This window comes from Flavobacterium sp. GNP011 (genome assembly GCF_056428925.1).
Genome location: NZ_JBWJVJ010000001.1, coordinates 198377 through 223355 on the forward strand (window position 1 = coordinate 198377; position 24979 = coordinate 223355).

Annotated in this window: 30 protein-coding genes; 20 read left to right on the forward strand and 10 right to left on the reverse strand. The window is 33.8% G+C overall.

Annotated elements, in window-relative coordinates; translation table 11 throughout:
- Window positions 1–42 precede the first annotated feature (42 nt).
- The 4 genes from AC061E_RS00840 (at window position 43) to AC061E_RS00855 (ending at window position 4459) form a co-directional block, all read left to right on the forward strand.
- On the forward strand, window positions 43–1074 hold the full coding sequence (locus tag AC061E_RS00840) for a VWA domain-containing protein (protein WP_478284570.1): 1032 nt from the start codon (window positions 43–45) through the stop codon (window positions 1072–1074).
- Window positions 1075–1122: 48 nt separating this feature from the next.
- Complete coding sequence (locus tag AC061E_RS00845; RefSeq protein ID WP_478284571.1) at window positions 1123–1884, forward strand: tetratricopeptide repeat protein; 762 nt, start codon at window positions 1123–1125, stop codon at window positions 1882–1884.
- 20 nt (window positions 1885–1904) lie between these two features.
- Window positions 1905–3650, forward strand: a complete 1746-nt coding sequence (locus AC061E_RS00850) for a BatD family protein (RefSeq protein WP_478284572.1) — start codon at window positions 1905–1907, stop codon at window positions 3648–3650.
- A 65-nt stretch (window positions 3651–3715) separates the two neighbouring features.
- Window positions 3716–4459 carry a tetratricopeptide repeat protein gene (locus AC061E_RS00855; protein ID WP_478284573.1) on the forward strand — a complete coding sequence of 248 codons (744 nt, stop codon included), beginning with the start codon at window positions 3716–3718 and terminating at the stop codon, window positions 4457–4459.
- A 1-nt stretch (window position 4460) separates the two neighbouring features.
- Here AC061E_RS00855 and AC061E_RS00860 read toward each other — a convergent pair whose 3' ends face one another.
- Entirely contained in the window at window positions 4461–4973 is a 513-nt protein-coding gene (locus AC061E_RS00860; RefSeq protein ID WP_478284574.1) for a CvpA family protein, read from the reverse strand.
- A 148-nt stretch (window positions 4974–5121) separates the two neighbouring features.
- Between AC061E_RS00860 and AC061E_RS00865 the strand changes: the two genes are divergently transcribed.
- From AC061E_RS00865 to AC061E_RS00875, 3 genes are all read left to right on the forward strand, one after another.
- Entirely contained in the window at window positions 5122–5478 is a 357-nt protein-coding gene (locus tag AC061E_RS00865) for a hypothetical protein (protein WP_086453259.1), read from the forward strand.
- 101 nt (window positions 5479–5579) lie between these two features.
- Window positions 5580–6599: a phenylalanine--tRNA ligase subunit alpha gene (gene pheS / locus AC061E_RS00870; RefSeq protein WP_478284575.1), complete on the forward strand. Its 1020-nt coding sequence runs from the start codon at window positions 5580–5582 to the stop codon at window positions 6597–6599.
- A gap of 86 nt (window positions 6600–6685) precedes the next feature.
- Window positions 6686–7093, forward strand: coding sequence for a hypothetical protein (locus AC061E_RS00875; protein ID WP_478284576.1), 408 nt, complete (start codon window positions 6686–6688; stop codon window positions 7091–7093).
- Between the two features lie 202 nt (window positions 7094–7295).
- On the opposite strand, the gene AC061E_RS00880 is transcribed toward AC061E_RS00875, so the two are convergent.
- The 4 genes from AC061E_RS00880 to AC061E_RS00895 form a co-directional block, all read right to left on the reverse strand.
- Window positions 7296–7508 carry a hypothetical protein gene (locus AC061E_RS00880; RefSeq protein ID WP_478284577.1) on the reverse strand — a complete coding sequence of 71 codons (213 nt, stop codon included), beginning with the start codon at window positions 7506–7508 and terminating at the stop codon, window positions 7296–7298.
- A gap of 35 nt (window positions 7509–7543) precedes the next feature.
- Window positions 7544–8539, reverse strand: coding sequence for an NAD(P)H-dependent glycerol-3-phosphate dehydrogenase (locus AC061E_RS00885; protein WP_144890235.1), 996 nt, complete (start codon window positions 8537–8539; stop codon window positions 7544–7546).
- 296 nt (window positions 8540–8835) lie between these two features.
- A complete protein-coding gene (locus AC061E_RS00890) occupies window positions 8836–9999 on the reverse strand; it encodes an iron-containing alcohol dehydrogenase (protein WP_478284578.1) in 1164 nt (387 codons plus the stop codon).
- Window positions 10000–10072: 73 nt separating this feature from the next.
- Window positions 10073–10843 (reverse strand): type 1 glutamine amidotransferase domain-containing protein, encoded by a 771-nt coding sequence (locus AC061E_RS00895; RefSeq protein WP_478284579.1) that lies wholly within the window; start codon window positions 10841–10843, stop codon window positions 10073–10075.
- Between the two features lie 86 nt (window positions 10844–10929).
- Here AC061E_RS00895 and AC061E_RS00900 point away from each other — a divergent pair, with 86 nt between their 5' ends.
- From AC061E_RS00900 to AC061E_RS00955, 12 genes are all read left to right on the forward strand, one after another.
- Window positions 10930–11823 (forward strand): LysR family transcriptional regulator, encoded by an 894-nt coding sequence (locus AC061E_RS00900; RefSeq protein ID WP_478284861.1) that lies wholly within the window; start codon window positions 10930–10932, stop codon window positions 11821–11823.
- Window positions 11824–11926: 103 nt separating this feature from the next.
- Window positions 11927–12634: an NUDIX hydrolase gene (locus AC061E_RS00905; protein WP_478284580.1), complete on the forward strand. Its 708-nt coding sequence runs from the start codon at window positions 11927–11929 to the stop codon at window positions 12632–12634.
- Between the two features lie 60 nt (window positions 12635–12694).
- Window positions 12695–13528, forward strand: coding sequence for a ribose-phosphate diphosphokinase (prs, locus tag AC061E_RS00910; RefSeq protein WP_478284581.1), 834 nt, complete (start codon window positions 12695–12697; stop codon window positions 13526–13528).
- A complete protein-coding gene (gene ybiA, locus AC061E_RS00915) occupies window positions 13525–14052 on the forward strand; it encodes a riboflavin biosynthesis intermediates N-glycosidase (RefSeq protein ID WP_478284582.1) in 528 nt (175 codons plus the stop codon). The genes prs and ybiA overlap by 4 nt, the downstream gene beginning before the upstream one ends.
- A 28-nt stretch (window positions 14053–14080) precedes the next feature.
- Window positions 14081–15106, forward strand: a complete 1026-nt coding sequence (locus tag AC061E_RS00920; protein WP_478284583.1) for a DUF2971 domain-containing protein — start codon at window positions 14081–14083, stop codon at window positions 15104–15106.
- A 14-nt stretch (window positions 15107–15120) separates the two neighbouring features.
- Window positions 15121–15591, forward strand: a complete 471-nt coding sequence (locus AC061E_RS00925) for a macro domain-containing protein (RefSeq protein WP_478284584.1) — start codon at window positions 15121–15123, stop codon at window positions 15589–15591.
- A 27-nt stretch (window positions 15592–15618) separates the two neighbouring features.
- On the forward strand, window positions 15619–16125 hold the full coding sequence (locus tag AC061E_RS00930; RefSeq protein WP_478284585.1) for an O-acetyl-ADP-ribose deacetylase: 507 nt from the start codon (window positions 15619–15621) through the stop codon (window positions 16123–16125).
- Between the two features lie 12 nt (window positions 16126–16137).
- Window positions 16138–16683, forward strand: coding sequence for an RNA 2'-phosphotransferase (locus AC061E_RS00935; RefSeq protein ID WP_478284586.1), 546 nt, complete (start codon window positions 16138–16140; stop codon window positions 16681–16683).
- A gap of 7 nt (window positions 16684–16690) precedes the next feature.
- A complete protein-coding gene (locus AC061E_RS00940; RefSeq protein WP_478284587.1) occupies window positions 16691–17293 on the forward strand; it encodes a macro domain-containing protein in 603 nt (200 codons plus the stop codon).
- 1 nt (window position 17294) lies between these two features.
- Window positions 17295–18029, forward strand: a complete 735-nt coding sequence (locus tag AC061E_RS00945) for a metallophosphoesterase family protein (protein WP_478284588.1) — start codon at window positions 17295–17297, stop codon at window positions 18027–18029.
- 24 nt (window positions 18030–18053) lie between these two features.
- On the forward strand, window positions 18054–18992 hold the full coding sequence (locus tag AC061E_RS00950) for an ADP-ribosylglycohydrolase family protein (protein ID WP_478284589.1): 939 nt from the start codon (window positions 18054–18056) through the stop codon (window positions 18990–18992).
- 5 nt (window positions 18993–18997) lie between these two features.
- Window positions 18998–20458 (forward strand): nicotinate phosphoribosyltransferase, encoded by a 1461-nt coding sequence (locus tag AC061E_RS00955; RefSeq protein ID WP_478284590.1) that lies wholly within the window; start codon window positions 18998–19000, stop codon window positions 20456–20458.
- A 58-nt stretch (window positions 20459–20516) separates the two neighbouring features.
- Here AC061E_RS00955 and nadD read toward each other — a convergent pair whose 3' ends face one another.
- From nadD to AC061E_RS00980, 5 genes are all read right to left on the reverse strand, one after another.
- Window positions 20517–21098 (reverse strand): nicotinate (nicotinamide) nucleotide adenylyltransferase, encoded by a 582-nt coding sequence (gene nadD / locus AC061E_RS00960; RefSeq protein WP_478284591.1) that lies wholly within the window; start codon window positions 21096–21098, stop codon window positions 20517–20519.
- 413 nt (window positions 21099–21511) lie between these two features.
- Window positions 21512–22084, reverse strand: a complete 573-nt coding sequence (gene gmk, locus AC061E_RS00965; protein ID WP_086453268.1) for a guanylate kinase — start codon at window positions 22082–22084, stop codon at window positions 21512–21514.
- A gap of 84 nt (window positions 22085–22168) precedes the next feature.
- On the reverse strand, window positions 22169–23029 hold the full coding sequence (locus AC061E_RS00970; protein ID WP_478284592.1) for a YicC/YloC family endoribonuclease: 861 nt from the start codon (window positions 23027–23029) through the stop codon (window positions 22169–22171).
- Window positions 23030–23202: 173 nt separating this feature from the next.
- Window positions 23203–24084, reverse strand: coding sequence for a DMT family transporter (locus AC061E_RS00975; protein ID WP_478284593.1), 882 nt, complete (start codon window positions 24082–24084; stop codon window positions 23203–23205).
- The gene (locus tag AC061E_RS00980; RefSeq protein ID WP_158730335.1) at window positions 24077–24433 is read right to left on the reverse strand and encodes an arsenate reductase family protein; all 357 of its coding nucleotides are present in this window, start codon (window positions 24431–24433) and stop codon (window positions 24077–24079) included. Before AC061E_RS00980 ends, AC061E_RS00975 begins: the two co-directional genes overlap by 8 nt.
- On the opposite strand from AC061E_RS00980, the gene AC061E_RS00985 reads away from it, so the two are divergent.
- Window positions 24432–24965 (forward strand): DinB family protein, encoded by a 534-nt coding sequence (locus AC061E_RS00985; RefSeq protein ID WP_478284594.1) that lies wholly within the window; start codon window positions 24432–24434, stop codon window positions 24963–24965. The two genes, AC061E_RS00980 and AC061E_RS00985, sit on opposite strands and share 2 nt — an antisense overlap.
- The last annotated feature ends 14 nt before the right edge of the window (window positions 24966–24979 follow it).

Consider the following 24979-nt stretch of genomic DNA (forward strand, 5'->3'; position numbering starts at 1 on the left):
AGTTCAAAACTATAGCGGAATACTGCGACTAAAAGTAAAAAAATGGAATTAGACGAAAAAAAATATTTATACCTCTTATTGATACTGCCTCTAGTAGTGTTGGTTTTTTTATTCAATTTATATTGGAAAAGAAAAAAACAACGTGAATTTGGTGATTTAGAAATGGTGAAAAAACTGAGTCCTGACAGCTCCATGTTTAAACCTGTTCTAAAAATTGTAATTTTTATTTTGGCTTTGCTAGGGCTTATTATTGGTCTGGTAAACCCAAAGATTGGAACAAAAATGGAAACGGTAAAACGCGAGGGAATTGATATTGTTTTTGCTGTGGATGTCTCCAAAAGTATGCTGGCCGAAGATGTTGCTCCAAACCGATTGGACAAAAGCAAGCAAATCGTTTCGCAAATTATCAACCAGCTTGGTAGTGATCGAATAGGAATTGTTGCTTATGCCGGGAGTGCTTTTCCTGTACTGCCCATCACTACGGATTATAGTGTGGCTAAAATGTTTTTACAAAGCATGAATACGGATATGGTTTCCTCTGTAGGGACATCATTTAATGAGGCTATCAAGTTATCAGCTACTTATTTTGATGATAAGAAAACGAGCAAGCTTTTAATTATGATTTCAGATGGTGAAGATCATAATGAAGGTGCAGAAGCTGCAGCAGAAGAAGCCGCTAAACTAGGAATTAAAATTATCACTATAGGAGTAGGTACCGAAAAAGGAGGAACAATTCCACTAAAACGAAACGGTGTTGTTGAAGGTTTTAAAAAAGACAGCAATAATGAAGTTGTAATTACAAAGTTGGTGCCTGAAAGTTTAACATTGATTGCAAAAACCACAAAAGGAGGGTATGTAAACGGAAATAACACAAAAGAAGTTTTAGAATATGTCAAAAATGCACTAAACAATATTCAAAAAACCGAATTTGAAGCTACGGAAATGGCCGATTTTCAATCGCAATTTCAATGGTTTTTGGGCTTTGCCTTTTTGTTGTTATTTGCAGATGTTTTTCTATTGGAAAGAAAAACAAGTTGGATTAAGAAATTGGATTTATTTAACGAGAATAAATAATTATTTTCAAAAGGTTTTCAAAACCCTTAGGACATAGAGCTACAATAAATGAAAAGATTTAAAATAATTATAGTTGCTTTTTTAATCAGTGTTTTTTGCGGTACAGCTGGATTGCTTGCTCAAGAAAAAGACCGAATTTTGCCCAAAGCAAACCAAGAATATGCGGGCAATAAATTTTCGGATGCTGAAGCCAATTATCGAATTTCGGATTCAAAATTCCCTAATAAAGCTGCTGCGCCTTTTAATCTTGGAAACAGTATCTACAAACAAAAACAGTCTAGTGAAGCTAAATTTGCTTTTGCGAAAGCCTTAAAAAATTCGAAAACAAGACCCGAAAAACACCGTGCTTTTCATAACCTAGGAAATGTATTTATGAATGAAAAGGATTATACGCAAGCCGTAGAAGCCTATAAAAATGCGTTGCGTAATGATCCAAAGGATGAGGAAACACGTTATAATTATGCCTTGGCTAAAAAAATGCTAAAAGACAATCCGCCGAAGGACGACAAGAAAAAAGACGATAAGAAAAATAAGGATAAAGATAAAAAAGACGACAAGAAAGACGGAGAAAAAGATAAAAAAGACGACAAGGGAAAAGATAAAAAGGACGACAAAGGCGATCAGGATAAGCAAAATAAAAATCCGAAACCAAATGAAAAAGGAGAGCCTAAACCTGCGCCAGGAGGAATCTCTAAAGACCGTTTAGAAAATCTTTTAGACGCTGTAAATAAAGAGGAAAAGAAAATTCAAGACAAGGTTAATGCCCAAAAAGTAAAAGGAAAACCAGTTAAAACAGAAAAAGATTGGTAATTCAATTAGAGATTTTGAAAATGAAAAAATACATTGCAGCGATTGTTTTATTGGTGTGTAGCACGCTGAGCGCTCAGGTTCAATTTGAGGCCAGAGTAAGCAAAACTACGCTAGGTTTGAATGAAAGATTGCGTATTGATTTTATGATGAATGTAGATGGCGATAACTTCGTGCAGCCATCTTTTGATGGTTTCAGAATTATTGCCGGACCTAGTCAGCAAGTGAGTCAGTCTTGGGTAAACGGGAGAAGCTCTTTTGAAAAAGCATATTCTTATTTTTTGGTGCCCAATCAAAAAGGAACTTTTGTAATCAAGTCCGCGGCTATTGAGTACAACGGGCAAATTTACAAGACAGCTCCCATAAAAATAACGGTTACAGCAGCTACAGAGCAGCCTAGAGATCCTAACGATTCTCAAATTTCTGGTGATGAAAACTTATATTTGGTTGCTGATGTTTCTAAGACTAATCCATATCTCAATGAGCCCGTTACGGTAGTATATAAATTGTATTTTGCAAACATTGGTATTACAAATCTTGGGGAAACAAGTAAACCCAAATACAATGATTTTTGGAGTCAAAACATCGAGATAAAACAACTAGTTGCCGAAGAAGGCATTTTTAAAGGTCAAAATTTCAGGTATATTGTTCTCAAGAAAGTAATATTGTATCCTCAAAAATCGGGTAGACTTAAAATTGAGCCTCTTTCCTTAACCGTTGATGTGCAATTACCTACTAATCGTAGAGATATGTTTGGTAGAATGCTACTCACCGAAACTACAAAAAGAGTTTCGGCTGGAGCCAAAACAATAAACGTAAAACCACTACCTGAAGCAGGCAAACCAGATGATTTTACCGGTGCAGTGGGTGATTTTGATTTTAAAGTTGCTCCATCAAAGACTAATTTAAAACATGGTGAAAGCCTAGATTTGGTTGTGAGCGTTACCGGAAAAGGAAATTTAAAACTATTTAGTTTGCCAAAACCAGTAGTTCCAAATGCTCTTGAAATGTATGATGCCGTTCACAGCGAAGACATTAGCACACCGCTAACTGGAATGGCAGGAAAATCAGTTGATAGTTATGCTATAGTTCCGCAATACAAAGGGAATTATCCGGTAAAACCAATGCAGTTTTCATATTTTGATTTAAGTTCTGGAACCTATAAAACCCTGCGTTCACCAGAAATCATGATACATGTACTTGATGGGCCTACGCCTGTAGATTCTACTGCTACAAAGGGTAATAAAAATAAAATAGCGACTGTAGAAGAATTTAAAAATATTAAGTCAAAGACTAATTTTGTTGCAATAAATAAGAAAGATTTTTTAGGTTCTAATATGTTTACGGGGTTGTTATTGCTTCCTTTTTTATTGATACCGCTGATAGTATTGTTCAAAAAGAAGAAAGAAGCTATGGATGGTGATGTTGCTGGAAACAAAGTCCGCATGAATAACAAGTTAGCCAAGAAATATTTATCAGAAGCCAAGAAACAAATCAACAATAAAGAACTGTTTTATGTGGCATTAGAAAAAGCGATGCATAATTTCTTGAAAGCCAAACTAAATATTGAAACCTCAGAAATGAGTAAGGATAATATTCAAGAATTATTATTGTCTCGTAATGCAAATCCAGAAGCGGTAACCGATTTTATTACACTTACTGAAAATTGTGAAATAGCGCGTTATGCACCTTCGTCAAGTGTCACGATTCAACAGGATTTTGACAAAGCGGTAGTTATAATTTCAGATTTAGAAAAACAGATTTCATAATAAGAGTATTAAAATTAATTTTTAAGTAAAAGGACTTTGTGCCTCTGTGGCAAATAAATATTATAATGAGAAACATATTATATCTACTTTTATTTTCAACCCAATTTTTCTTTGCCCAAAGTGGCTTTGAGAACGGCAACGCTTTCTATGCAAAAGGAAAGTATACTGAGGCTGCAGCGGCTTATGAAAGTGTTTTAAGAAACAACCAACATTCATCAGAGTTGTATTTTAATTTGGGTAATGCCTACTATAAGCTTAATCAAGTTGCGCCAGCTATTTACAATTATGAGAAAGCCCTTGTACTAAATCCAGAAAACGTTGAGGCGGCGGGGAACTTAAAATTCGCCCAAAAAAGAACCATTGATGAGTTTAAGGTGATTCCTAAAGTAGGCTTTGCAAAACTCATACAAGACTTTACGGGACAGTTTGACTATGACGTTTGGGGAAAGATTGCATTAGGTTTTTCATTTTTATTTTTCACGTTCTTTTTGGTATATTATTTTTCTCGAAAACCACTTTTAAAAAGAGTTTTTTTTACCGGAATGAGTGTAGCTTTTGTATTGCTTCTGGTTATACTTTCGGCTGCATTTTTTGAGAAAAAGTATTATTATTCTGAACGACCGGCGATCGTTTTTGCCGAAAAAACAGATGTGAAAAAAGAACCGAGAGAAGGTGGAAAGCCATTGTTAGCAATACATGAAGGAGCCAAAGTCTACGTTTTTGAAACTATTGGAAAATGGAAAAAAATCCAACTTACAGATGGAACTTCTGGTTGGATTGAAAGTAGTGCGATTAAGGAAGTGAAGTAGATTATTCTTTATTTTTTTTCTTCAAACTGCTATACCACTCTTGTAAGGAAGGGTAGAGGTAAGCAGCAGTTTTTTGAACAGGATTGTAAAATATGGATTTATCAAGTGTTTCTTTCTTGATCAAAATATGATTGTAATTTATTTTTTCAAAAATTGAAAATACAATTCCTAAGATTAAAACGGTTTTTAATATTCTAAAAAAACCACCACCTATAGAATTGGCCCATCCTAAGAAAGCAAAACTCGCTATCCCAGTGAGGAATTTACCTAAAAATGTTACTGCTACAACAACGATTAAAAACGTAATCATAAACGCTATTACTTGGATGGTATTGGGATTCCAGTTTACAAATCCCGAAATGATTTCTTTTGTAAAAAATGAAAATTTAATAGCTAAATAGATTCCTAATACTAACGAAACTAAGGAAGCTAGTTCAACAAAAAGACCATTTTTTAAACCTTTAAACCCAGCAAAAGCTAGTAATGCACCTAATATAATATCTAGAAAACTCATAAAAACAAAAATATAGCGATTTAAATAAAGAACAAAGATAAAAGAATTGTTGACTATCAATTGCCAATTTTCAAGTTCTTATCTTTGTGCACATAATATTATGAGTTGTACATCAATAATTCATAATCCATCATTCAAACTTTAAACAATGTCCAGAGATATACAACTAAAAGAACGCTGGGAACAGTTGGTTCAACTACTTTCTGATCAATTTTCGCAAGGCGAGGATCTAGATCTAGACGCCATTATTTATTTAATTGGTGTGCAAGAATTAGGCAAAGTGCACCAAGAATTTAAAAAAGACGAAAAACTCAATTTGATGCATATTGCCATTTGCCGTTTGTTAGAGCCCTATGGTTACTATGAATTTGAGTTTTTTGACAAAGACGGTTGGCCTCATTACAAAGTTAAAGAGCAATTACCAGCGTTAAAGGCAGGAGAACAATCGGTTTTGATGAAAGAAGCCATTGTGAATTATTTCTTGGAACGCGAAGTAATTTCGTAGTTGACAGTCACAGTCGCAGTTTTCAGAATGAATCTACTAGAAACTGCGACTGAAAACTGAAAACTTTTTCATAAATTTGCACTCTCAATTACGGAAGGAAAATGATAGACAAGATAAAAGAATATATCGGCGAAGCTCAAGCTTTTTCAACTCAAAATGCAACTGAATTAGAAGCGTTTCGAATTAAATTTTTAGGAAGCAAAGGTCTTTTGAAAGATTTGTTTGCTGAGTTCAAAAATGTACCAAACGATCAAAAAAAGGAGTTTGGACAAATTATGAATTTGCTGAAAACCACTGCCGAAGAAAAAGTAAAATCCATACAAGAAGCTTTAGAAAGTAAAGAAGAAAGTAAAGGGTTTTATGGTGATTTGACTCGCTCTGCTGAACCGGTTATTATTGGTTCTCGTCACCCTATTTCATTGGTTAAAAACCAAATTATAGACATCTTTTCCACAATAGGTTTTAACGTTTCTGAAGGTCCAGAAATTGAAGACGATTGGCATAATTTTACTGCATTGAACTTGCCAGAATACCATCCAGCGCGTGATATGCAAGACACGTTTTTCATTCAGACTAATCCAGATATTTTGTTGCGTACACACACTTCATCTGTTCAAGTGCGCTACATGGAGAACAACAAGCCGCCTATTCGTACCATTTCACCAGGGCGCGTTTTTCGTAATGAGGCTGTTTCGTCTCGTTCCCACTGTATTTTTCATCAAGTGGAAGGGTTGTACATTGATAAAGACGTTTCTTTTGCCGACTTAAAACAAACTTTGTTGTATTTTACTAAAGAGATGTTTGGGAAATCAAAGATCCGTTTGCGTCCTTCTTATTTTCCATTTACAGAACCAAGTGCCGAAATTGATATTTACTGGGGTTTAAAAACTGAAACAGATTATAGAATTACCAAAGGAACCGGCTGGCTAGAGATAGGTGGTTGTGGTATGGTAGATCCTAATGTGTTGAAAAATTGCAACATCAATCCAGAAGAGCACACAGGTTTTGCCTTCGGAATGGGAATCGAGCGTATTGCGATGTTGTTGTATCAAATAGGCGATATTCGTATGTTTTACGAAAATGACGTTCGTTTCTTAGAGCAATTTAAATCCTCAATATAGCAAAAGTTATAAAGTCGAAAGAAATACTAGTTATAGTTTTTCACTCGACTTTATGACTTTACGACCTTAGACTTTACGACTAAATTATGAAAAAAGACATCATCATCCCCGAAGTAGAAAACGTTTTTTTTGCAGCAGTGCATGAATGGAGCGACGATTTTATGGAAAAAGTATGGTACGCTTATCTAGTAAACGATAGCGATTACTTGATCGAAAGTGTGATGGTTGTTTCCAAAGCCTTTGGAACAATAGATGGTGAAATGAAAAAAACATCACTTTTGCGTCACGCTTTTATAGAAGTTCCAGCGGTATCGGTTGTTAAAGTCGAAATGATTGAAAAAAGTGTTTTAGCGCTTAATAATGAATTCATGCTCACGTTTTTCATGGATGGGAAATTGTACGATAAAAAATTTATTTTCAAAGCAAACGCTATTAATGAAACGGAAGTAGAAGAAGTGCCTATTTTATTTGTTGACGGTGTTATTGTTAGGTAATTTACTTTGTTGCAAAAAGTGTACAAGACAAAATAAAATATAGGAATACAAAAAAAGCAGTCTCTTGACTGCTTTTTTTGTGTAAAAAATCTTTTAATAATATTTTGAATGTTTTAGCTCTGGCAAAAATCGTTGGAATACAACTCCTAAAATCAATCCCGTTTTAAGTTGGTATTTCCATCTTTCGCTCAAAATTAAAAAATTATAGGTTTTGTTTTTGTTTGGATTTCCAAGTAAAATGCCCCAAAACAAATATCCCTACTAATATATAAGCGATGGCTTTAAAATAAAAAGCAGGAGCGGCAACTTGCGCTGCAAATGTAGTTTCCTTGATGTCAAACAATACATTGAAAACTGTCATAAATACACCCCAAATACCACCCATCTTAATTTGATATTTCCACCGTTCGCTCATAAGATGTTTTTTAAATTTTGGATACTGACGATTTTCTAGTCAAGTTTGTCGGTTAGTTTTTTAAATACTGCCTTCGCATCTTGACCTTCATATAAAATGCTATGTACAGCATCTATTATTGGTGTTTTGGCGCCATAAGCTTGATTGAGTTTGTAAGCGCTTTTGGCTGCATAGTAGCCTTCAGAAACCATACTCATTTCCATCATGGCTGATTTTACGGTATATCCTTTACCTATCATATTTCCAAACATTCTATTTCTAGAAAAAACAGAGTATCCGGTCACCAATAAATCCCCTAAATAAGCGGAGTCGTTGATGTTGCGTTTCATGCGATGTACTTTTTTGATGAATTTTTTCATCTCGCGAATCCCATTGCTCATCAATACAGACTGAAAATTATCGCCATATCCCAAACCGTGTGCAATTCCTGCTGCAATAGCATAAATGTTTTTGAGCATAGCAGCATACTCAGTACCTATAATATCATCTGTGATTTTAGTTTTAATGTAGTTTCCTGATAAATTTTTAGCCACCGTTTTGGCTTTATCGGGATCGCCACAAGCAATGGTTAGGTATGATAGGCGTTCCATAGCTACTTCTTCGGCATGACAAGGACCTGTTATGACACCAATGTTGTAATACGGAATATCATATTTTACATGAAAATGTTCGCCCACTATGAGGCTTGTTTCTGGAACAATTCCTTTTATGGCTGAAAAGATGATTTTATCTTCTAATGAAACGGTAAGTTTTTCTAATTCTGCACCAAGAAAGGCAGATGGAATAGCAAAAATAATATAATCAGCATAGGCTATTGCCTCGTTAATATCGCTTGTAAGTTTTAATTTTTTAACGTCAAACTCAACCGAACTCAAATAGTTAGGATTGTGCTTATAGGTTTTAAGATGTTCTATTGCAGCTTCATTACGCATGTACCAAGCTATTTCGTCAAGATTTACACAAAGCATCTTAGCTATTGCTGTAGCCCAACTCCCACCACCAATTACTGCAAATTTTTTATTATCGGTCATTGTTTACTGAATTTAATCAAAAGTACTTAAAAAAGGTCTAATGAAGCAAATTTAATTATTGTCGGAAGTATTGTGTATACTAAGTTTTTTGAAAATTTGTCTTAAAAAAGTAAAATATAATTATGTTTTTTTTAATTATACTATACTATTTTTAGTTATACGACGTTATACCTAATTAGTAAACAGTATTTTAACAATTATTTGAATTGAGTGAGTTAGTTATATTTTAGAATGTTAAAAGGCGTTCCCTATTGTAGAGAACGCCTTTTTTTATGGTATAAAAGTGCGTTTGAAGTTTAATAACTCATTTCAACAATGGCTTTTACTTTTTCAAGTGTAACCAATTGTTTTTCACCTAAACCTAACCAACCTCTTTCTTTAAAGCGGTCTACTATGAAATCAGCAGTTTTATCGTACTCTTTAGTGTAGTCTGACAATTTAGTGTCCATTCCCATTGTGTGAAAAAAGGCTACTGTTTTGTTGATCGCTTCATTTGCAATTTCCTCATCTGTTCCGGTTAAATTGAAAATACGTTTTCCGTATTGTGCTAATTTCCCTTTTTTGGTTTCAAACATTACGCGATATAAATTTGGACCAACTACTGCTAACGTTCTAGCATGATCAATTCCGTACAAAGCCGTAAGCTCGTGACCAATCATGTGCGTAGCCCAATCAGATGGAACTCCTTTTTGAATTAATCCGTTTAAGGCCATGGTGCAACTCCACATAAAGTTAGAAGCCAAGGCATAATCTGATGGGTTTTCAACAACTTCAGGACCTACTTGAATTAAGGTTTGCAAAATACTTTCGGCAATACGATCTTGTAAAAAGCCTTCGTGCGGATAAGTTAAATATTGCTCTAAAACGTGAGTATACGCATCTACTACTCCATTTTGCAATTGTCTTTCTGGTAACGATTGAATGACTGTTGGATCACAAATAGAGAATTTTGGAAACAAAGCTGAACCTCCAAACGCCAATTTCTCTTGAGTAGATTTGATAGTAACTACTGAACCAGAATTCATTTCGCTTCCTGTTGCTGGCAAAGTAAGAACTGTTCCAAAAGGTATTACTTTAGATAAATCCTTAATCAACAATCTTTTTTGTAGAATTTCCATTGGATTTCCTTCAAAATGTACGGCTGCCGAAATAAATTTTACCCCATCAATTACAGAACCTCCACCAACGGCAAGGATGAAATCAATGTTTTGTTTCTTAATTACGTCAACCGCTTTCATCAAAGTTTCAAAATGCGGATTGGGTTCGATTCCACCAAATTCAACAATTTCAAAATCTTTAAGATTCTTGATTACCTGCTCGTGAATACCATTTTTGAAAATACTTCCACCGCCATACGCCAAAAGGATTTTCGCTCCTTGAGGCACTAGCGTGGATAGTTTTTCTATTTGTCCTTTTCCAAAAACTAAATTGGTAGGATTGTATAATTCGAAGTTTAACATGATATTTTTATTTTAAAAAGAGGTGCTACGATACTTAGACTCTGAGTTTTTAAAGTATCTTAGCAACTTTCTTTTATTTTTTTGAATTCAATTGAGCCAATAATTTTTCAGCAACTAATTTAGACGAAGCTGGATTTTGACCTGTAATTAACAAACCATCTTCTACTGCGTATGGATTCCAATCTGCTACTTTAGAGTAAATAGCTCCGTTGGCTTGCAAAGCATCTTCTAATAAAAAAGGAACAACTTTAGTCAATCCAACCGCTTCTTCCTCGGTGTTTGAAAAACCAGTTACTTTTTTACCTTTCACTAAAAATTCTCCATTTACTTTCACGTTTTTCAACACTGCTGGTGAGTGACAAACAAAAGCTACAGGTTTGTTATTGGTGTAAAAAGACTCAATCAAAGCGCTAGAATTAGCATCAATAGCTAAATCCCATAAAGGTCCGTGTCCACCCGGATAAAAAACCGCATCGTAATCAGACTCTTTTACATCGCTTAATTTGTGCGTGTTTTTAAGTTTTGCTAGCAATTCAGTATCGGCATCAAAACGTTTTGTGTCTTCTGTTGCGGCAGATGGGTCTTCACTTTTTGGGTCAATTGGAGGTTGTCCACCTTTTGGCGTAGCAATATCAATTTGAACACCTTTGTCTAGTAATTCATAATATGGAGCAGCAAATTCTTCTGTCCAAAATCCCGTTTTTTCTCCTGTGTTTCCTAGTTCAGAATGACTGGTAACAACAAATAATACTTTTTTCATCTTAGTTTTTTTTGTTTTTTGTGCCGTTGCCGATAAGCAACCCACGGTTAATACTAGTAATGCAAATAATGCGATCTTTTTCATCTTGTACTTTCTTTGTACAAATTTACGGCGATTATGTTATCAGTAAAAATAATTTAAATTATGTTTGTGATAAATATATTTATATCATGGTCAATTTAGAATGGTACCGAACCTTTAAATCAGTGTATAAAAACGGAAATTTTTCGGCTGCTGCCAAAGAGTTGTTTATAAGTCAACCCGCTGTGAGTCAGCAAATATCCATGCTCGAAGCGCATGTGGGGTACAAGCTTTTCAATAGAAAGTCAAAAGGAGTTGAACCTACAGAATATGCTAAGTTACTCAATAATTTAATCATTGAAGCATTAGACCGATTGGAAAATGTAGAAAATGGTTTTCGAGCCAAAGCATTCAACGCCAATCGTTTAATTTCGATAGGAATTTCGAAACATTTAATGTCTAGTTTGGGGAGTGTCTTGGTTTCAAAGTTTGAATATATTGACTTTAGTTTCTACGACAATGACACGTTGTTTGAACTGGTAAACGAAAAAAAACTAGATTTTGCTGTGGTTACTCAACAATATGAAACCTTTGATACCATTCAAAAAAAAGTTGGTGAGATCAAACAGGTCATCGTTGGGTCGCCAGAAATTGATTCTTCAGCATTAAAAGCAAGCATAAAACTTAAAGATTTTGCGGCAATTGAACATTGGTTAAACGATCAAAAATGGTACAGCCACAATGCTCAAATTCCGCATATAAAATTATTTTGGTTGCATGTCTTTAATAAAAAAAGACCGTCGATGGTTCCTAACTATATCATTCCATCTGAATATGAAATGATTGAAATCATTTCGAGAAATATAGGAATAGGAGTAGTTTGGGATATTAATGCAAAAAAGCTACTAGCCGAAAATAAAATCCAGATGTTGTGGAACAGCAAGCAAATGCCCAGCACTTCTGTTTATGTCTTATCAGGTAAAAATGATAATTTGAGTACTATTTTTGAGAATATTCAAGTGGAATTGAAAAAGGTTTTTTGATTATTATTTAAATTATTCCATTATCATAACTTAGGGTGCAAATTAATAAGATTAGAAGTATAAAACTATTTCTATATTTGTGTAAATCTTACGCATTTAGAATATGAGTGAAAATCAAAATATAAAAGTTGCCGTTGATGCCATTGTTTTTGGTTACCAAAACAATCAGCTTTATGTATTATTAATACAGCAAAAATTTGGAACAAACGATTCTTATTGGGCATTGCCTGGTGGATTAGTACAAAATGATGAATCCTTGGAAGATGCTGTGAAAAGAGAGTTGAAAGAGGAAACGAACATTAGCGTTAATTATTTTGAACAGCTGTTTACTTTTGGTGACGATGTGTTTCGCGATCCCAGAAATCGTGTAATTTCAGTGGCATATTTTGCCTTAGTGGATTCCTCAAAACTTAAGGTCAAGGCCGATTCGGATGCCGAAAATGCACAATGGTTTAAAATTGATGAAGTGCCAGCTTTAGCTTTTGATCATACCATCATTTTAAGGAAGGCAATGCAGCGATTAAAGGCAAAACTCACGTATGAGCCTATAGGATTTGATCTGTTACCAAAAGAGTTCTTATTCTCAGAGCTCGAAAATTTATACTGCACTATTTTGGAAAAAGAAATAGATCGTAGAAACTTTAGAAAAAAAATACTAAGCTTTGAAATTATTGAAGAAACAGATCATTTTTCTCCTATAAAAAGCGGAAGACCTGCAAAACTATTCAAGTTTAACAAACAGAAATATAATGCTTTATTGAAGAAAGGTTTTCACTTCGAAATAAAGTTTGCGTATTTTTTACACAAATAAAATTGTTTATTAAAAAATACTATTTATATTTGCGTATAATTAACGCAAAATTTAAAAACTATGATACTCAATTTAGACCAAAACTTTAAACCATTTGCTGCACGGCAAGAAATCAATTTTCAAAATTTTACTTTTTCAGGAGGAGAACCTCATATTAAGATTAATCCTGATTTTGATACTACTCAAAAAGTAACCCTTACACATCGATTAAATTCTTTCAACGATTTAGGATTATTGTGCATTGCAGTTGATGCTTTACGCAGAATGGATGTGAAAAACATGGAGCTTTTTATCCCCTATTTCCCTGCTGCAAGACAAGATAGAGTGATGATTAAAGGAGAGCCATTATCGGTAAAAGTGTATGCCGATATTATTAATAGAATGCAATTCGATAAAGTGTTTGTATTTGATGCACATTCTGAAGTCACCCCTGCATTAGTAAACAACTGTGAAGTGATTCCGAATCATACTTTTATTGAAACGGTTGTAAAAGCAATTGGAAACGAAGTCAAATTAATTTCTCCAGATGGAGGTGCTTTGAAGAAAATTTATAAAGTTTCAGAATTTCTAGGCGGAGTTGAAGTAGTGGAATGCAGTAAAAGCCGAGATGTAAAAACTGGAAGATTATCTGGTTTTAAAGTCTATAATGACGATTTGCAGGGAATGGATTGTCTGATCGTAGATGACATTTGTGACGGTGGCGGAACTTTTGTAGGTCTTGCGGAAGAGTTGAAAAACAAGAATGCAGGTAAGTTATATTTGGCGGTAAGCCACGGGATTTTTAATAAAGGATTTGCTGTTTTGGATTGTTTTGAGAAAATATTTACTACCAATTCTGTAAAAGATTTTGAAGGAGAACGTGTTGAAGTGATAGGATTAAATCAATTTATATGAAATACGATATAAAAGATATAGCTCCCGAAAGTAAATTTTTGTTTTTCTGGGGACATCAACCTTCAAAAGATGGAATTATAACCAAAACCTGTTTTAGTCAATGGTGGGTAAGCCCATTTGTTGTTGATGGCATTACCTATAAAACAGCAGAACATTGGATGATGGCAAAAAAAGCCGAACTGTTTAACGACAATGAAATTTTAGAAAAAATAATTCAAGCGAATTCTCCTGCCGAAGCTAAAAAATTAGGACGAGAAGTGAGGAATTATGATGATACACTTTGGTTAGCCAGCCGATATGAAATTGTAAAACAAGGCAATCTCCATAAGTTCCATCAAAATTCAGATTTAAAAGCGTTTCTTGTGAATACTAAGGAAAGAGTTTTGGTAGAGGCGAGTCCAGTTGATGCTATTTGGGGAATAGGGATGGCAGGTGATCATAAAGATGTTTTGAATCCTGAGAAATGGAGAGGATTAAATTTATTAGGTTTTGCATTGATGGAAGTTAGAGATGAATTAGAATAGAACTAAGTATTAATTTAAATTACTTCAGATGTTAGTTTATAAGTATAGAGGAGGAAATGACGAAATTTTTACAAGAGATTTAGACTCTTTAGAAAAAAATTATTACTGGAGTGCAAATTTAGAAAGCTTAAATGATACTCAGGAAAGCATGATATCTCCTGATAAGTTTGTCAAACAATCAAACATTTTAAGTCTATTTTTTGGAAAAAAATCAAAGGATGCTCTGGTAAATGTTCATGAAGCTTTAGATGTTTTTCTTTCACATAAGAAAAGAGTAGGGATTTATTCATTGTCGAAAACATTTAGTGATGAGCTTCTTTGGGCTCACTATGCTAATTCTCATGCAGGTTTTTGTATTGAATATGAGTTAAATAATCTTTTGGATAATCATGTCCATGAAAATAGATATTCATTTCCTGTTATTTATAATCTTAATCCTTCTGAAATAGACTTAAAAGATGTTTCTTCTGCATCAAAAAACAATATTTTGATACAAAAAGCATTTGGTTGTAAATCAAAAAAATGGGAATACGAAAAAGAATATCGTATAGTTAATGATGATTTTGGAAAACATAGTTATGATTTTAGAACTGTAAAAGCAATTTATTTTGGTTTAAGAATGCCTGCTTCTCAGAAAGAAGAAGTAATTAAGAGGCTGAAAGGTAGGGGTATAAAATATTATCAAATAGTTCAGTTAGAAAAAAAGTATGGGTTAGATGCAGTTTTGATAAATGACATTGATGATGCGGAGTTAAATTATTTAAAATATATTCCTGTTGAGATTACGAATGAGGAATCAATAGATTACGAAATTTTTGAAAATTATTATATTAAAATTAGCAAGAAAGCAGAAATCAAGATTGCACTAAAATCTGTTATTTCTCAGGATCAAATAAGTTGGTTATCAAATATTTTCAAAGAACATTTATTTCAAGGTGCAGAAAGAATATTTATTTTCTATTATTTAGAAAGTGAAGGTAGAGATTATGTTTGGGCAACATCTCATTTTATGGAAGGAAAAATGAAAATTTCCATTAAAGATCTTATAGCTTAAAAAAAAACACAAAAATGAAAGATATTCAATATACAAAAGGAGATGCAACTGCTCCTCAATCAGAAGATAATAAAATCATTGTGCATATCTGTAATGATATTGGAGGTTGGGGAAAAGGATTTGTTATGGCGATTTCAAAAAGATGGAAAAAACCGGAAAATCAATATAGGGAATGGTTTAAATCAAAAGATGGTTTTGAATTGAGTAAAGTTCAGTTTGTTCAGGTAGAAGAAGATCTTTGGGTAGCAAATTTAATTGGTCAGCATAAAATCAATAAAGATGAAAACGGAAATGCTCCAATACGATATGATGCTATTGAAGAAGGTTTAGAAGCGATTGCGCTTTTTGCAACTGAAAACAAAGCTAGTATTCATATGCCAAGAATTGGATGCGGTTTAGCAGGTGGAAAATGGGAGAGTATTGAACCAATTATTTTAAAAAAACTTTCTAATAATGATATAGAAGTAACTGTATATGATTTTTAGAAAACGTTTAAAAATAGATAAAAAAGCATGAAAATATCCCTAATTCAATCCGATATTACAACTGTCAAAGGCGATGCAATTGTCAATGCAGCAAACACTTCACTGCTAGGAGGAGGCGGAGTTGACGGAGCAATTCACAGAAAAGGAGGAAAAGCAATTTTGGACGAATGTGTCAAAATTCGCAACAAACAAGGCGGTTGTAAAGTAGGCGAAGCTGTAATTACAACAGCAGGTAATTTGCCATCAAAATATGTAATTCATACTGTTGGACCTGTTTGGAATGGAGACAAAGAAGAAAAGAAAATGTTATTAGCAAATTGTTATAAAAGCTGTTTAACAATTGCCGAAAATCAAAATTTAAAATCAATCGCTTTTCCAAATATAAGTACAGGAATTTATCATTTTCCAAAAGATAAAGCGGCAGAAATCGCCATTGAAACGGTAAAGTCATTTCAATTTAATTCAATTGAAGAAGTGGTATTTGTTTGTTTTGATGATGAGAATTATGATTTGTATAAAAAGATTTTGATCTAAAAATCAAACATTATGAAAGAAAAAGAAATAAAAACAATAAGTAAGTTTTTGAGTTTGGTTCTGCGCCACGCTCCAGAAACAATTCAATTGCAATTGGATAAAAATGGTTGGGCAAACGTGGATGAATTAATAATTCAGTCCCACCAATTTGGAAAAGAATTTGATTTTGGTTTGTTAGAAGAGGTTGTTGAAACTAATGATAAAAAGAGATTTACGTTCAACGAGGATTTAACTAAGATAAGAGCTAACCAAGGACATTCGATTGACGTTGAACTTAACTTAAAAGAGTCAGAACCTAAAGATTTCTTGTACCACGGGACAGTCGAAAAATTTATTGATTCCATAAAAAAAGAAGGTTTACAAAAAATGAGTAGACAGTATGTTCATTTAAGTAAAGATAAAGAGACCGCAATAAAAGTAGGAAGCAGAAGAGGAAAGCCAATTGTCCTAAAAATTAATGCTCCAAAAATGTTTTTAGATGGATATAAATTCTATCTCTCCGAAAACAATGTTTGGTTAATTGATGAAGTACCAACTAATTATATCGAATTAAATTAAAATATAAATGCTACAAATAAAATTAGTTTATATAGAAGAAGAACTTGGAAATGCATGGATTAATGATTTTGCTGGTTGTACCAACGTAACAATTTTAAATGGCAATCTTTTAGAAACAGAATGTGATGCTATTGTTAGTCCTGCGAATTCTTTTGGATTTATGGATGGCGGTTTGGATTTACATATTTCTGAAAAATTTGGCTGGCATTTACAAGACGAATTGCAAGCAAAAATTGCAAGCTTAGACGAAAAAGAATTATTAATAGGTAAGTCCATTACTTTGGCAACAGGAAATGAAAAAATTCCATACCTAATTTCTGCCCCAACTATGCGAGTTCCTATGAGTTTCAATATAGCAACATCTGTCAACGCCTATTTAGCGATGAAAGCTATATTGATAGCTTGTAAAAATAATGAAACAATCAAAACGGTCGCTATTCCTGGATTAGCAACAGGTTGTGGAAGAATGCCATTTCATATTGCTTCAAATCAAATGTTTTTAGCTTACGATGAAATAATTAACGGGAACTATAAAGATTATAAGACATTTGGAGACACTCAAAAATTTCAATACAGATTAAATGAAAAAGGATTAATTTGGGATTATTAAAATGAAAAAAAGAACACTCGTTTTTGGCGATATCCACGGTGGCTTAAAAGCATTAGTCCAATTGCTTGATAGAGCTAGAATTAATCAAAATGATCAATTGATTTTTCTTGGTGACTACGTAGACGGATGGTCAGAATCAGCTCAATTGATCAATTTTTTAATAGCACTTTCTAAAAAATATTCTTGTGTTTTTATTAAAGGAAATCATGATGTGTGGTGTCAAGATTGGTTGATTAATCAAGAAATAAATGATATTTGGTTTTTGCATGGTGGAAAATCGACTATTGACAGTTATCAAAATGTTGATCTTTCAACAAAAGAGAAGCACCTTGATTTTTTTGCGAAGATGAAAGATTATTATGTTGATGAAAATAATAATTTATTTATTCATGCGGGTTTTTCATCTATGCATGGGCCAGAAAAAGAGCATTATACTACTAATTATACTTGGGATAGGACGCTCTGGGAAATGGCTTTGACAATGGATAAAAGAATTAAGAAAGATTCTCTTTCCTATCCAAAAAGGTTATTGATTTATAATGAAATTTATATTGGACATACACCTACACTAAATTATAATATTGAGGTACCAATGCAAGGATGTAATGTCTGGAATATCGACACAGGAGCTGGTTTTTATGGAAAAATGTCATGTCTTGATATTGAAACTAAAACATTCTGGCAAAGCGATGTTGTGCAGTCATTATATCCAAAAGAAAACGGAAGAAATAAATAAAAAATTGACTTAAAAAGCAATACAATGGATAACAAAATCAAATCAGGTTTATTCGGATTAGCAATAGGAGATGCATTAGGAGTTCCAGTAGAGTTTAAAACCAGAGATTTTTTAAGAAACAATCCAGTTCAGGATATGATGGGGTTTATGTGTTGGAATCAACCTCCTGGAACATTTAGTGACGATAGTTCATTGGCTTTTTGTACAGCTGAAAGTTTATGCAAAGGTTATGATATCGAAGATATGGCAACAACTTTTATTAAATGGATGCAGGACGGATACTGGGGAGCGCATCATAAAGTATTTGATATAGGAGGTACTACAAGATATTCTTTGGCAAGAGTCGTAAAAGGTGAATCGGCCAGATTTTCGGGTAATTTTTTTGAAGAAGATAACGGTAACGGATCTTTAATGAGAATACTGCCTTTAGTTTTTCATCTTCATAAAGAAACAGATATCGAAATTATTTACAAAAAAGTAAAAGCAGTTTCATCAATTACACATGCCCATTTTCGTTCGGTATTTGCTTGCTTTATTTATGTAATTTATTGCTTAGAAATCTTGGATGGAAAAGACAAAACAGAAGCATATAAGGAAATGCAAAAAATCATTGCAGTATTTTTAATAGACAAGAAATTTAATCCCATTGAAATTCAATTGTTCGATAGAGTTTTAAAAAATAATATTGCTGAATATCCTGAAAATGAAATTCACTCATCTGGTTATGTTCTTCATAGTTTAGAAGCGAGTTTGTACTGTTTTTTAAATTCTAATTCCTATGAAGAAACAGTTTTGAAAGCAGTTAATTTTGGAGGTGATACAGAAACAACAGGAACTATTTCTGGTGGTCTAGCCGGTATTTATTATGGAATCGAAAATATTCCAAAAAAATGGATTGAAAATTTAGTCAGAACAAATGATATTAAAGATTTAGCAGAACGATTATTAAAAAAAATAAATTAAAAAACATGAACCCACTTTTATTAACAGACGGTTACAAAGTTGACCACAAAAGGCAATATCCTGACGGAACGACATTAGTATATTCTAATTGGACTCCAAGAAAATCGAGAATTGAGGGTATTGATGAAGTTGTGTTTTTTGGATTGCAATATTTCCTAAAAAAATACATCATTCAAGATTTTGATTTGCATTTTTTTAAACAGCCAAAAGAAGAAGTGGTGAAAAAATATGCCCGCAGAATCAACAATTATTTGGCCGAAAACCAAGTGGGTACCAAACATATTGAAGATTTGCACGATTTGGGATATATCCCTATGGTTTTCAAAGCCTTGCCAGAAGGAGCCAGCGTGCCTATTCGCATACCTATGTTCACAATGTACAATACGATTCCTGAGTTTTTCTGGTTAACCAATTATTTTGAAACATTGCTTTCTGCGGTAATTTGGTTGCCTTGTAATTCGGCTACAATAGCAAAGCAGTACAGAAAAGTACTAGACAAATATGCCGAGGAAACGTCTTCAATGCCGAGGTTTGTGGATTGGCAAGGACATGATTTCTCCATGCGAGGAATGGGCGGTATAGAAGCAGCGGTAACATCTGCAGCGGGGCATTTATTGAGTTTTACAGGTTCGGATACGATTCCTGCAATTGATTTTTTTGAAGAGTATTACAATGCCAATTCTGACGCTGAATTAATAGCTGGTTCTGTTGCCGCAACTGAACATTCTGTAATGTGTATGGGTACTACCGAAGGAGAATATGAAACGTTCAAAAGATTAATTTGTGAGGTCTATCCAAAAGGAATTGTTTCTATTGTTTCTGACACTTGGGATTTATGGAAAGTATTAACAGATTATTTACCTCGATTGAAAGATGAAATTCTTTCAAGAGAAGGAAAAGTAGTGGTGCGTCCAGACAGTGGAGATCCAGTTGATATTATTTGCGGTAATCCAAATGGCAAAACTGAACAAGAAAAGAAAGGAGTAATTGAATTGCTTTGGGATGTTTTTGGAGGTACTGTAAACGCAAAAGGATTCAAGGAATTAGTACCTCAAATAGGAGCTATTTATGGAGACAGTATTACCGTAACTAGAGCAACGGCAATCTGTGAACGATTAAAAGCTAAAGGGTTTGCTTCTACTAATGTGGTTCTTGGAATTGGTTCATTTACCTATCAATACAATACAAGAGATACTTTTGGTTTTGCAATGAAAGCAACTTATGGAGAAGTCAACAGAGAAGGAAGAGCTATTTTTAAAGACCCGATTACGGATGATGGTACCAAAAAATCGGCTAAAGGATTAATGAAAATAGAATTGGTTGAGGGTCAATATACTTTAACGGATGAGGTTTCTTGGGAAGAAGAACAAAAAGGAGAATTGAAAGAAGTTTTTAGAGATGGAAAACTTTTAATTGACTTAAGTTTATCGGAGATTCGGAGTCAAGTAAAGAACAGTTTGTTGTAACCAACTTTGTAAAAATAGAAAGCCTAAATGTAAATTTTCATTTAGGCTTTTTTTGATTTTATTTCTTATAAAAATTATTATGATCAATGTACTCCCAAACTTTTGCAGGCAACAGCGGTTGAATGTTTTTGCCTTTTTTGATGTTGTCACGGATAAAAGTTGCTGAAATCTCTACAACAGGAGCATCAATCAGATGGATTTTTGGATGATTTTTAAATTCCAAATTTTCTTCTTCGGATGAGATTCGTGGATACACATAAATGTCATGACGCTCCAGGATTACTTCGTAGTTTTTCCATTTGTGTAACGATTTCAAATTATCTTCTCCCATGATTAAAGAGAATTCGTAATTAGGATATTTGTCTTCTAAATGAGCGAGTGTATTTACCGTATAATTTGGCTGTGCTAGTTTGAATTCAATATCCGAAGGCTTGATTTTTGGGAAATCCTCAGTAGCTAGATGGACCATTTGCAAACGGTGATAATCATCAAGTAGTGTGCTTTTTTTCTTCAAAGGATTGTGTGGCGTAACTACCATCCAAATTTGATCTAAATCAGAATGCTCTGCCATGTGATTGGCAATGATAAGATGCCCAACATGAATGGGATTAAATGTTCCGAAATAAAGTCCGATTTTCATTTTTATTTTGTTTCGCTAAGATTCGCAAAGAGTTTTAGAAGTTTCACGAAGGATTTTTAAATGCTTAGTGAATCTCTTTTTTTTCTTTGCGAATCTTTGTGTGATAATTTTAATCCTAAACAAAATCCTTCACTAATTACTACGCTTCCTCAATTGCAATAGGCAAATTCTTCATATATCAGCTTTTCGCAAAGATTCACGAAGGATTTTTAACGCTTTGTGTATCTCTTTTTTTTCTTTGTGAATCTTTGTGTGATAATTTTAATCCTAAACAAAATCCTTCACTAATTACTACGCTTCCTCAATTGCAATAGGCAAATTCTTCATATATCAGCTTTTCGCAAAGATTCACGAAGGATTTTTAACGCTTTGTGTATCTCTTTTTTTTCTTTGTGAATCTTTGTGTAATAATTTTAATCCTCAACAAAATCCTTTACCAATTGATAGGCTTCTTCAAGAGCAACTGGCAAATCATAGTTTTTGATAATCACATCAAATTGTGGTGCAGTTGCAAGTTCTACAGATGCCTTAGCGATACGCATATTGATTTTATCGTCACTTTCGGTAGAGCGTTCCTTTAATCGTCTTTTAAGTTCATCCACGCTTGGTGGTTTCACAAAAACAGCAAGAGTTTCCTCTGGAAATTTATGTTTGATGCGCAATCCGCCGGCTACATCAATATCAAAAATTACGTTTTTACCGAGTGCCCAGATACGTTCTACTTCGCTTTTTAAAGTTCCGTAAAAATTGTCTCTGTAGACTTCTTCCCATTCTACAAAATCCTCGTTTTTAATGTGCGTTTTAAAATCTTTAAGCGACATAAAATAGTAATCCTTGCCACTTACTTCTTCACCACGAGCTTCGCGCGTAGCTGCTGATATGGAAAACTCTAAATTCAAGTCTTCTTGTTTTAATAAATGCCTAACTATGGTCGTTTTTCCTGATCCTGACGGTGCCGAGAATACGATTAATTTTCCTTTTTTCATCTTTATAATGATTAGTCCAGAGTTCTTGGTCCTTAGTCCTTCGTTTTTGAACACGAGAGACTAACGACTAAGTACTAATTACTTTTATAATACATTCAACACCTGTTCCTTAATTTTCTCCAATTCGTCTTTCATTTGAACGACTAATTTTTGCATTTGTGCGTGATTTGATTTGGAACCCATCGTATTAATTTCACGTCCCATTTCTTGAGTAATAAAGCCTAATTTTCTACCGTTAGCTTCGGTTCCGTTGATGGTTTCTAGGAAGTAATCTAGGTGGTTTGTCAAACGTACTTTTTCTTCGGTGATGTCTAGTTTCTCTAAGTAGTAAATCAATTCTTGTTCAAATCGATTTTCATCAACATTCACTTTCAATTCAGAAATAGCAGTTTGCAAACGATCTTTTATGGCTTGCACACGTTCTGGATCAAGCGCCAAAGCTTCTGTCATGTATTGACGAATGTTGCCAATACGCAATTGGAATTCTTTTTCAAGTGACATACCTTCATCTCTTCTAAAATTCAAGATGTTTTGCAACGCCTCTTCAATAACAGTTTGAATTTGAATCCAATCGTTTTCGTCAATTTCTTCGCGTTCTATTTTCATGGCGTCGGGCATTCTAATGGCCATTTTCATCAACTCTGTTTCGTATCCTTCGTTACAAATTTCTTTAAGTTGATCCATATATGCTTTTACAATCGGTACATTGACTTTGGTAGAAGTTTGTTCAGCAGTACTTTCTATAAAAACAGAAAAATCTACTTTTCCGCGTTCGAGTTTCATCGCAATTTGGTTGCGTAAACCCAATTCCATTTCGCGGTACAGCGAAGGCATGCGTACATTTAAATCCAAACCTTTACTGTTCAAGGATTTTACTTCGACTGTTATTTTTTTGGTTGGTAGTTGCAAAGTAGCTTTACCAAAACCGGTCATTGATTGTATCATATCATTTTATAAAAAGAGCTCAAAGATAAGGAAAAACTTTTTCAGTCTCAGTCTCAGTTTTTAGGGTGTAGTTTGCAGTATTTAGTCTCAGTTTTCAGCAATCAAATTTGCAACCAAATCTCATTTTTGTAGACTACTTTTCACAACTGCCAACTGCAACTGCTCACTGTAAACTAGTTCTTTTTCATCGTCACCAAATAAACGCCAATAAAAATCAAAACTGCCGAACCAATTTTTACCAAACTCAACTCATCTTTACCCAAACCGATGGCAAAAATGGTTGCAAATAAAGGTTGTAAATAGATAAAAACGGCCACGGTTGTTGGTTTTAATTCTTTCATCGAAAGTAAATTCAACAAATACGTGAAGAAAGTCGAAAAAATCACCACAAATCCTATTTTCCATCCAATAGCCGCGGGTACTGCTATCCAATCAACGGCTTGAAATTGGCTCCAGCCAAAAGGCAAAACCATTAAAAAACCAAACAAATAAATCCATTTTACAAACGTGAACGCATTGTATTTGTCCATCAATTTCTTGACTACAATTAGGTAAAACCCATACGAAATGGCATTGACCAAAACGAGGAAATTCCCCAATCCAGCATTGGTAGCATTGCCAATAGACTTGCCGTAAAGAATAAGAAACGCAGTTCCTATGAGTCCTAGGATGATTCCAAAAATTTTTCTCTTTTGCATGCGTTCTTTCATAATAATGGCCGAAAGTGTCAATACAATCATAGGAGTAGACACCATAATTACCGCTGCACTTATGGGCGAAGTCAAGCTTAATCCTTTAAAGAAAGTTAGCATATTAAAGGCTACACCAAAAAAAGCTGCCGCTATAATTCGAGGAAAATCACCAATCTCAATTTTTTCCTTTGGCATAAAAAGCCAAACCAACCAAAATAAAATCACCGAACCTCCTACACGCAGCAAAATAAACCCATACGCATCAATGTACGCCGGCATAACATCCTTAGCAATGGTAAAAGTTACACCATAAATAATGGAGACCAGTGTAGCGCCAATGAGCGCGAGATTTCTTTTAGACATGGGCAAGAGCAAGATTTACTTGATGCATGTTTTGCTGGCTGTTGCCAATGTAGATTTTGTCTTTTATAATAAATACCGGACGACTCAAAAACGTATAATGTTCCAGAATGTATTTCTTGTAATCGTCTTCGGTTAAGGATTTGTTTTTCAAATCCATTGATTTGTAAAGCTGTGCTTTTTTACTAAAAAGTGCTTCGTAACTGCCTGCAAGTTCTCGCATTTGTTCTAATTCTTCCAGCGTAATGGGGTCTTGTTTGATGTCATGAAATTTAAAATCATGTTCTTTAGGTAATGATTTTATAATTTTTCTGCACGTGTCGCAGGAGGCGAGATAGTATATTTTGTCCATGGATAGCATAATTTCTTTGTGCAAAGAAAATTCATTTGACACTGAAAATGATTATTTTTATAGAAAAAATAAAAAAATGCATCAAACATTTGATATTGCCAAAGCAAGTAGAAAAGTGTTGTCACAATTTCTGGAAAACTATACTTTGGAGCAACTAAATAAAATGACTCCGGGATTTAATAACAATTTAATTTGGAACATCGCGCACATTGTGGTTACACAACAAAGGTTAGTTTATAAATTTTCGGGAATGCCTATGATTATTTCTGACGAATTATTTGAAAAATATAAAGGTGGAACCAAGCCACTTCAAGATGTAACACAAGCTGAGGTTGATGAAATCCAGTCATTGCTTTTTGAAACTATTAATCAAACCGAAGTAGATTTTAATAATAAATTCTTTAAAGACTATCAGGAGTATACTACTTCAATAGGCCTGACTATTAAAAACATTGAAGATGCATTATCTTTTAATAACTATCATGAGGCGCTACACATGGGCATCATTATGAGTATTAGAAAGTTTGTATAAGTCAAAAAATGATT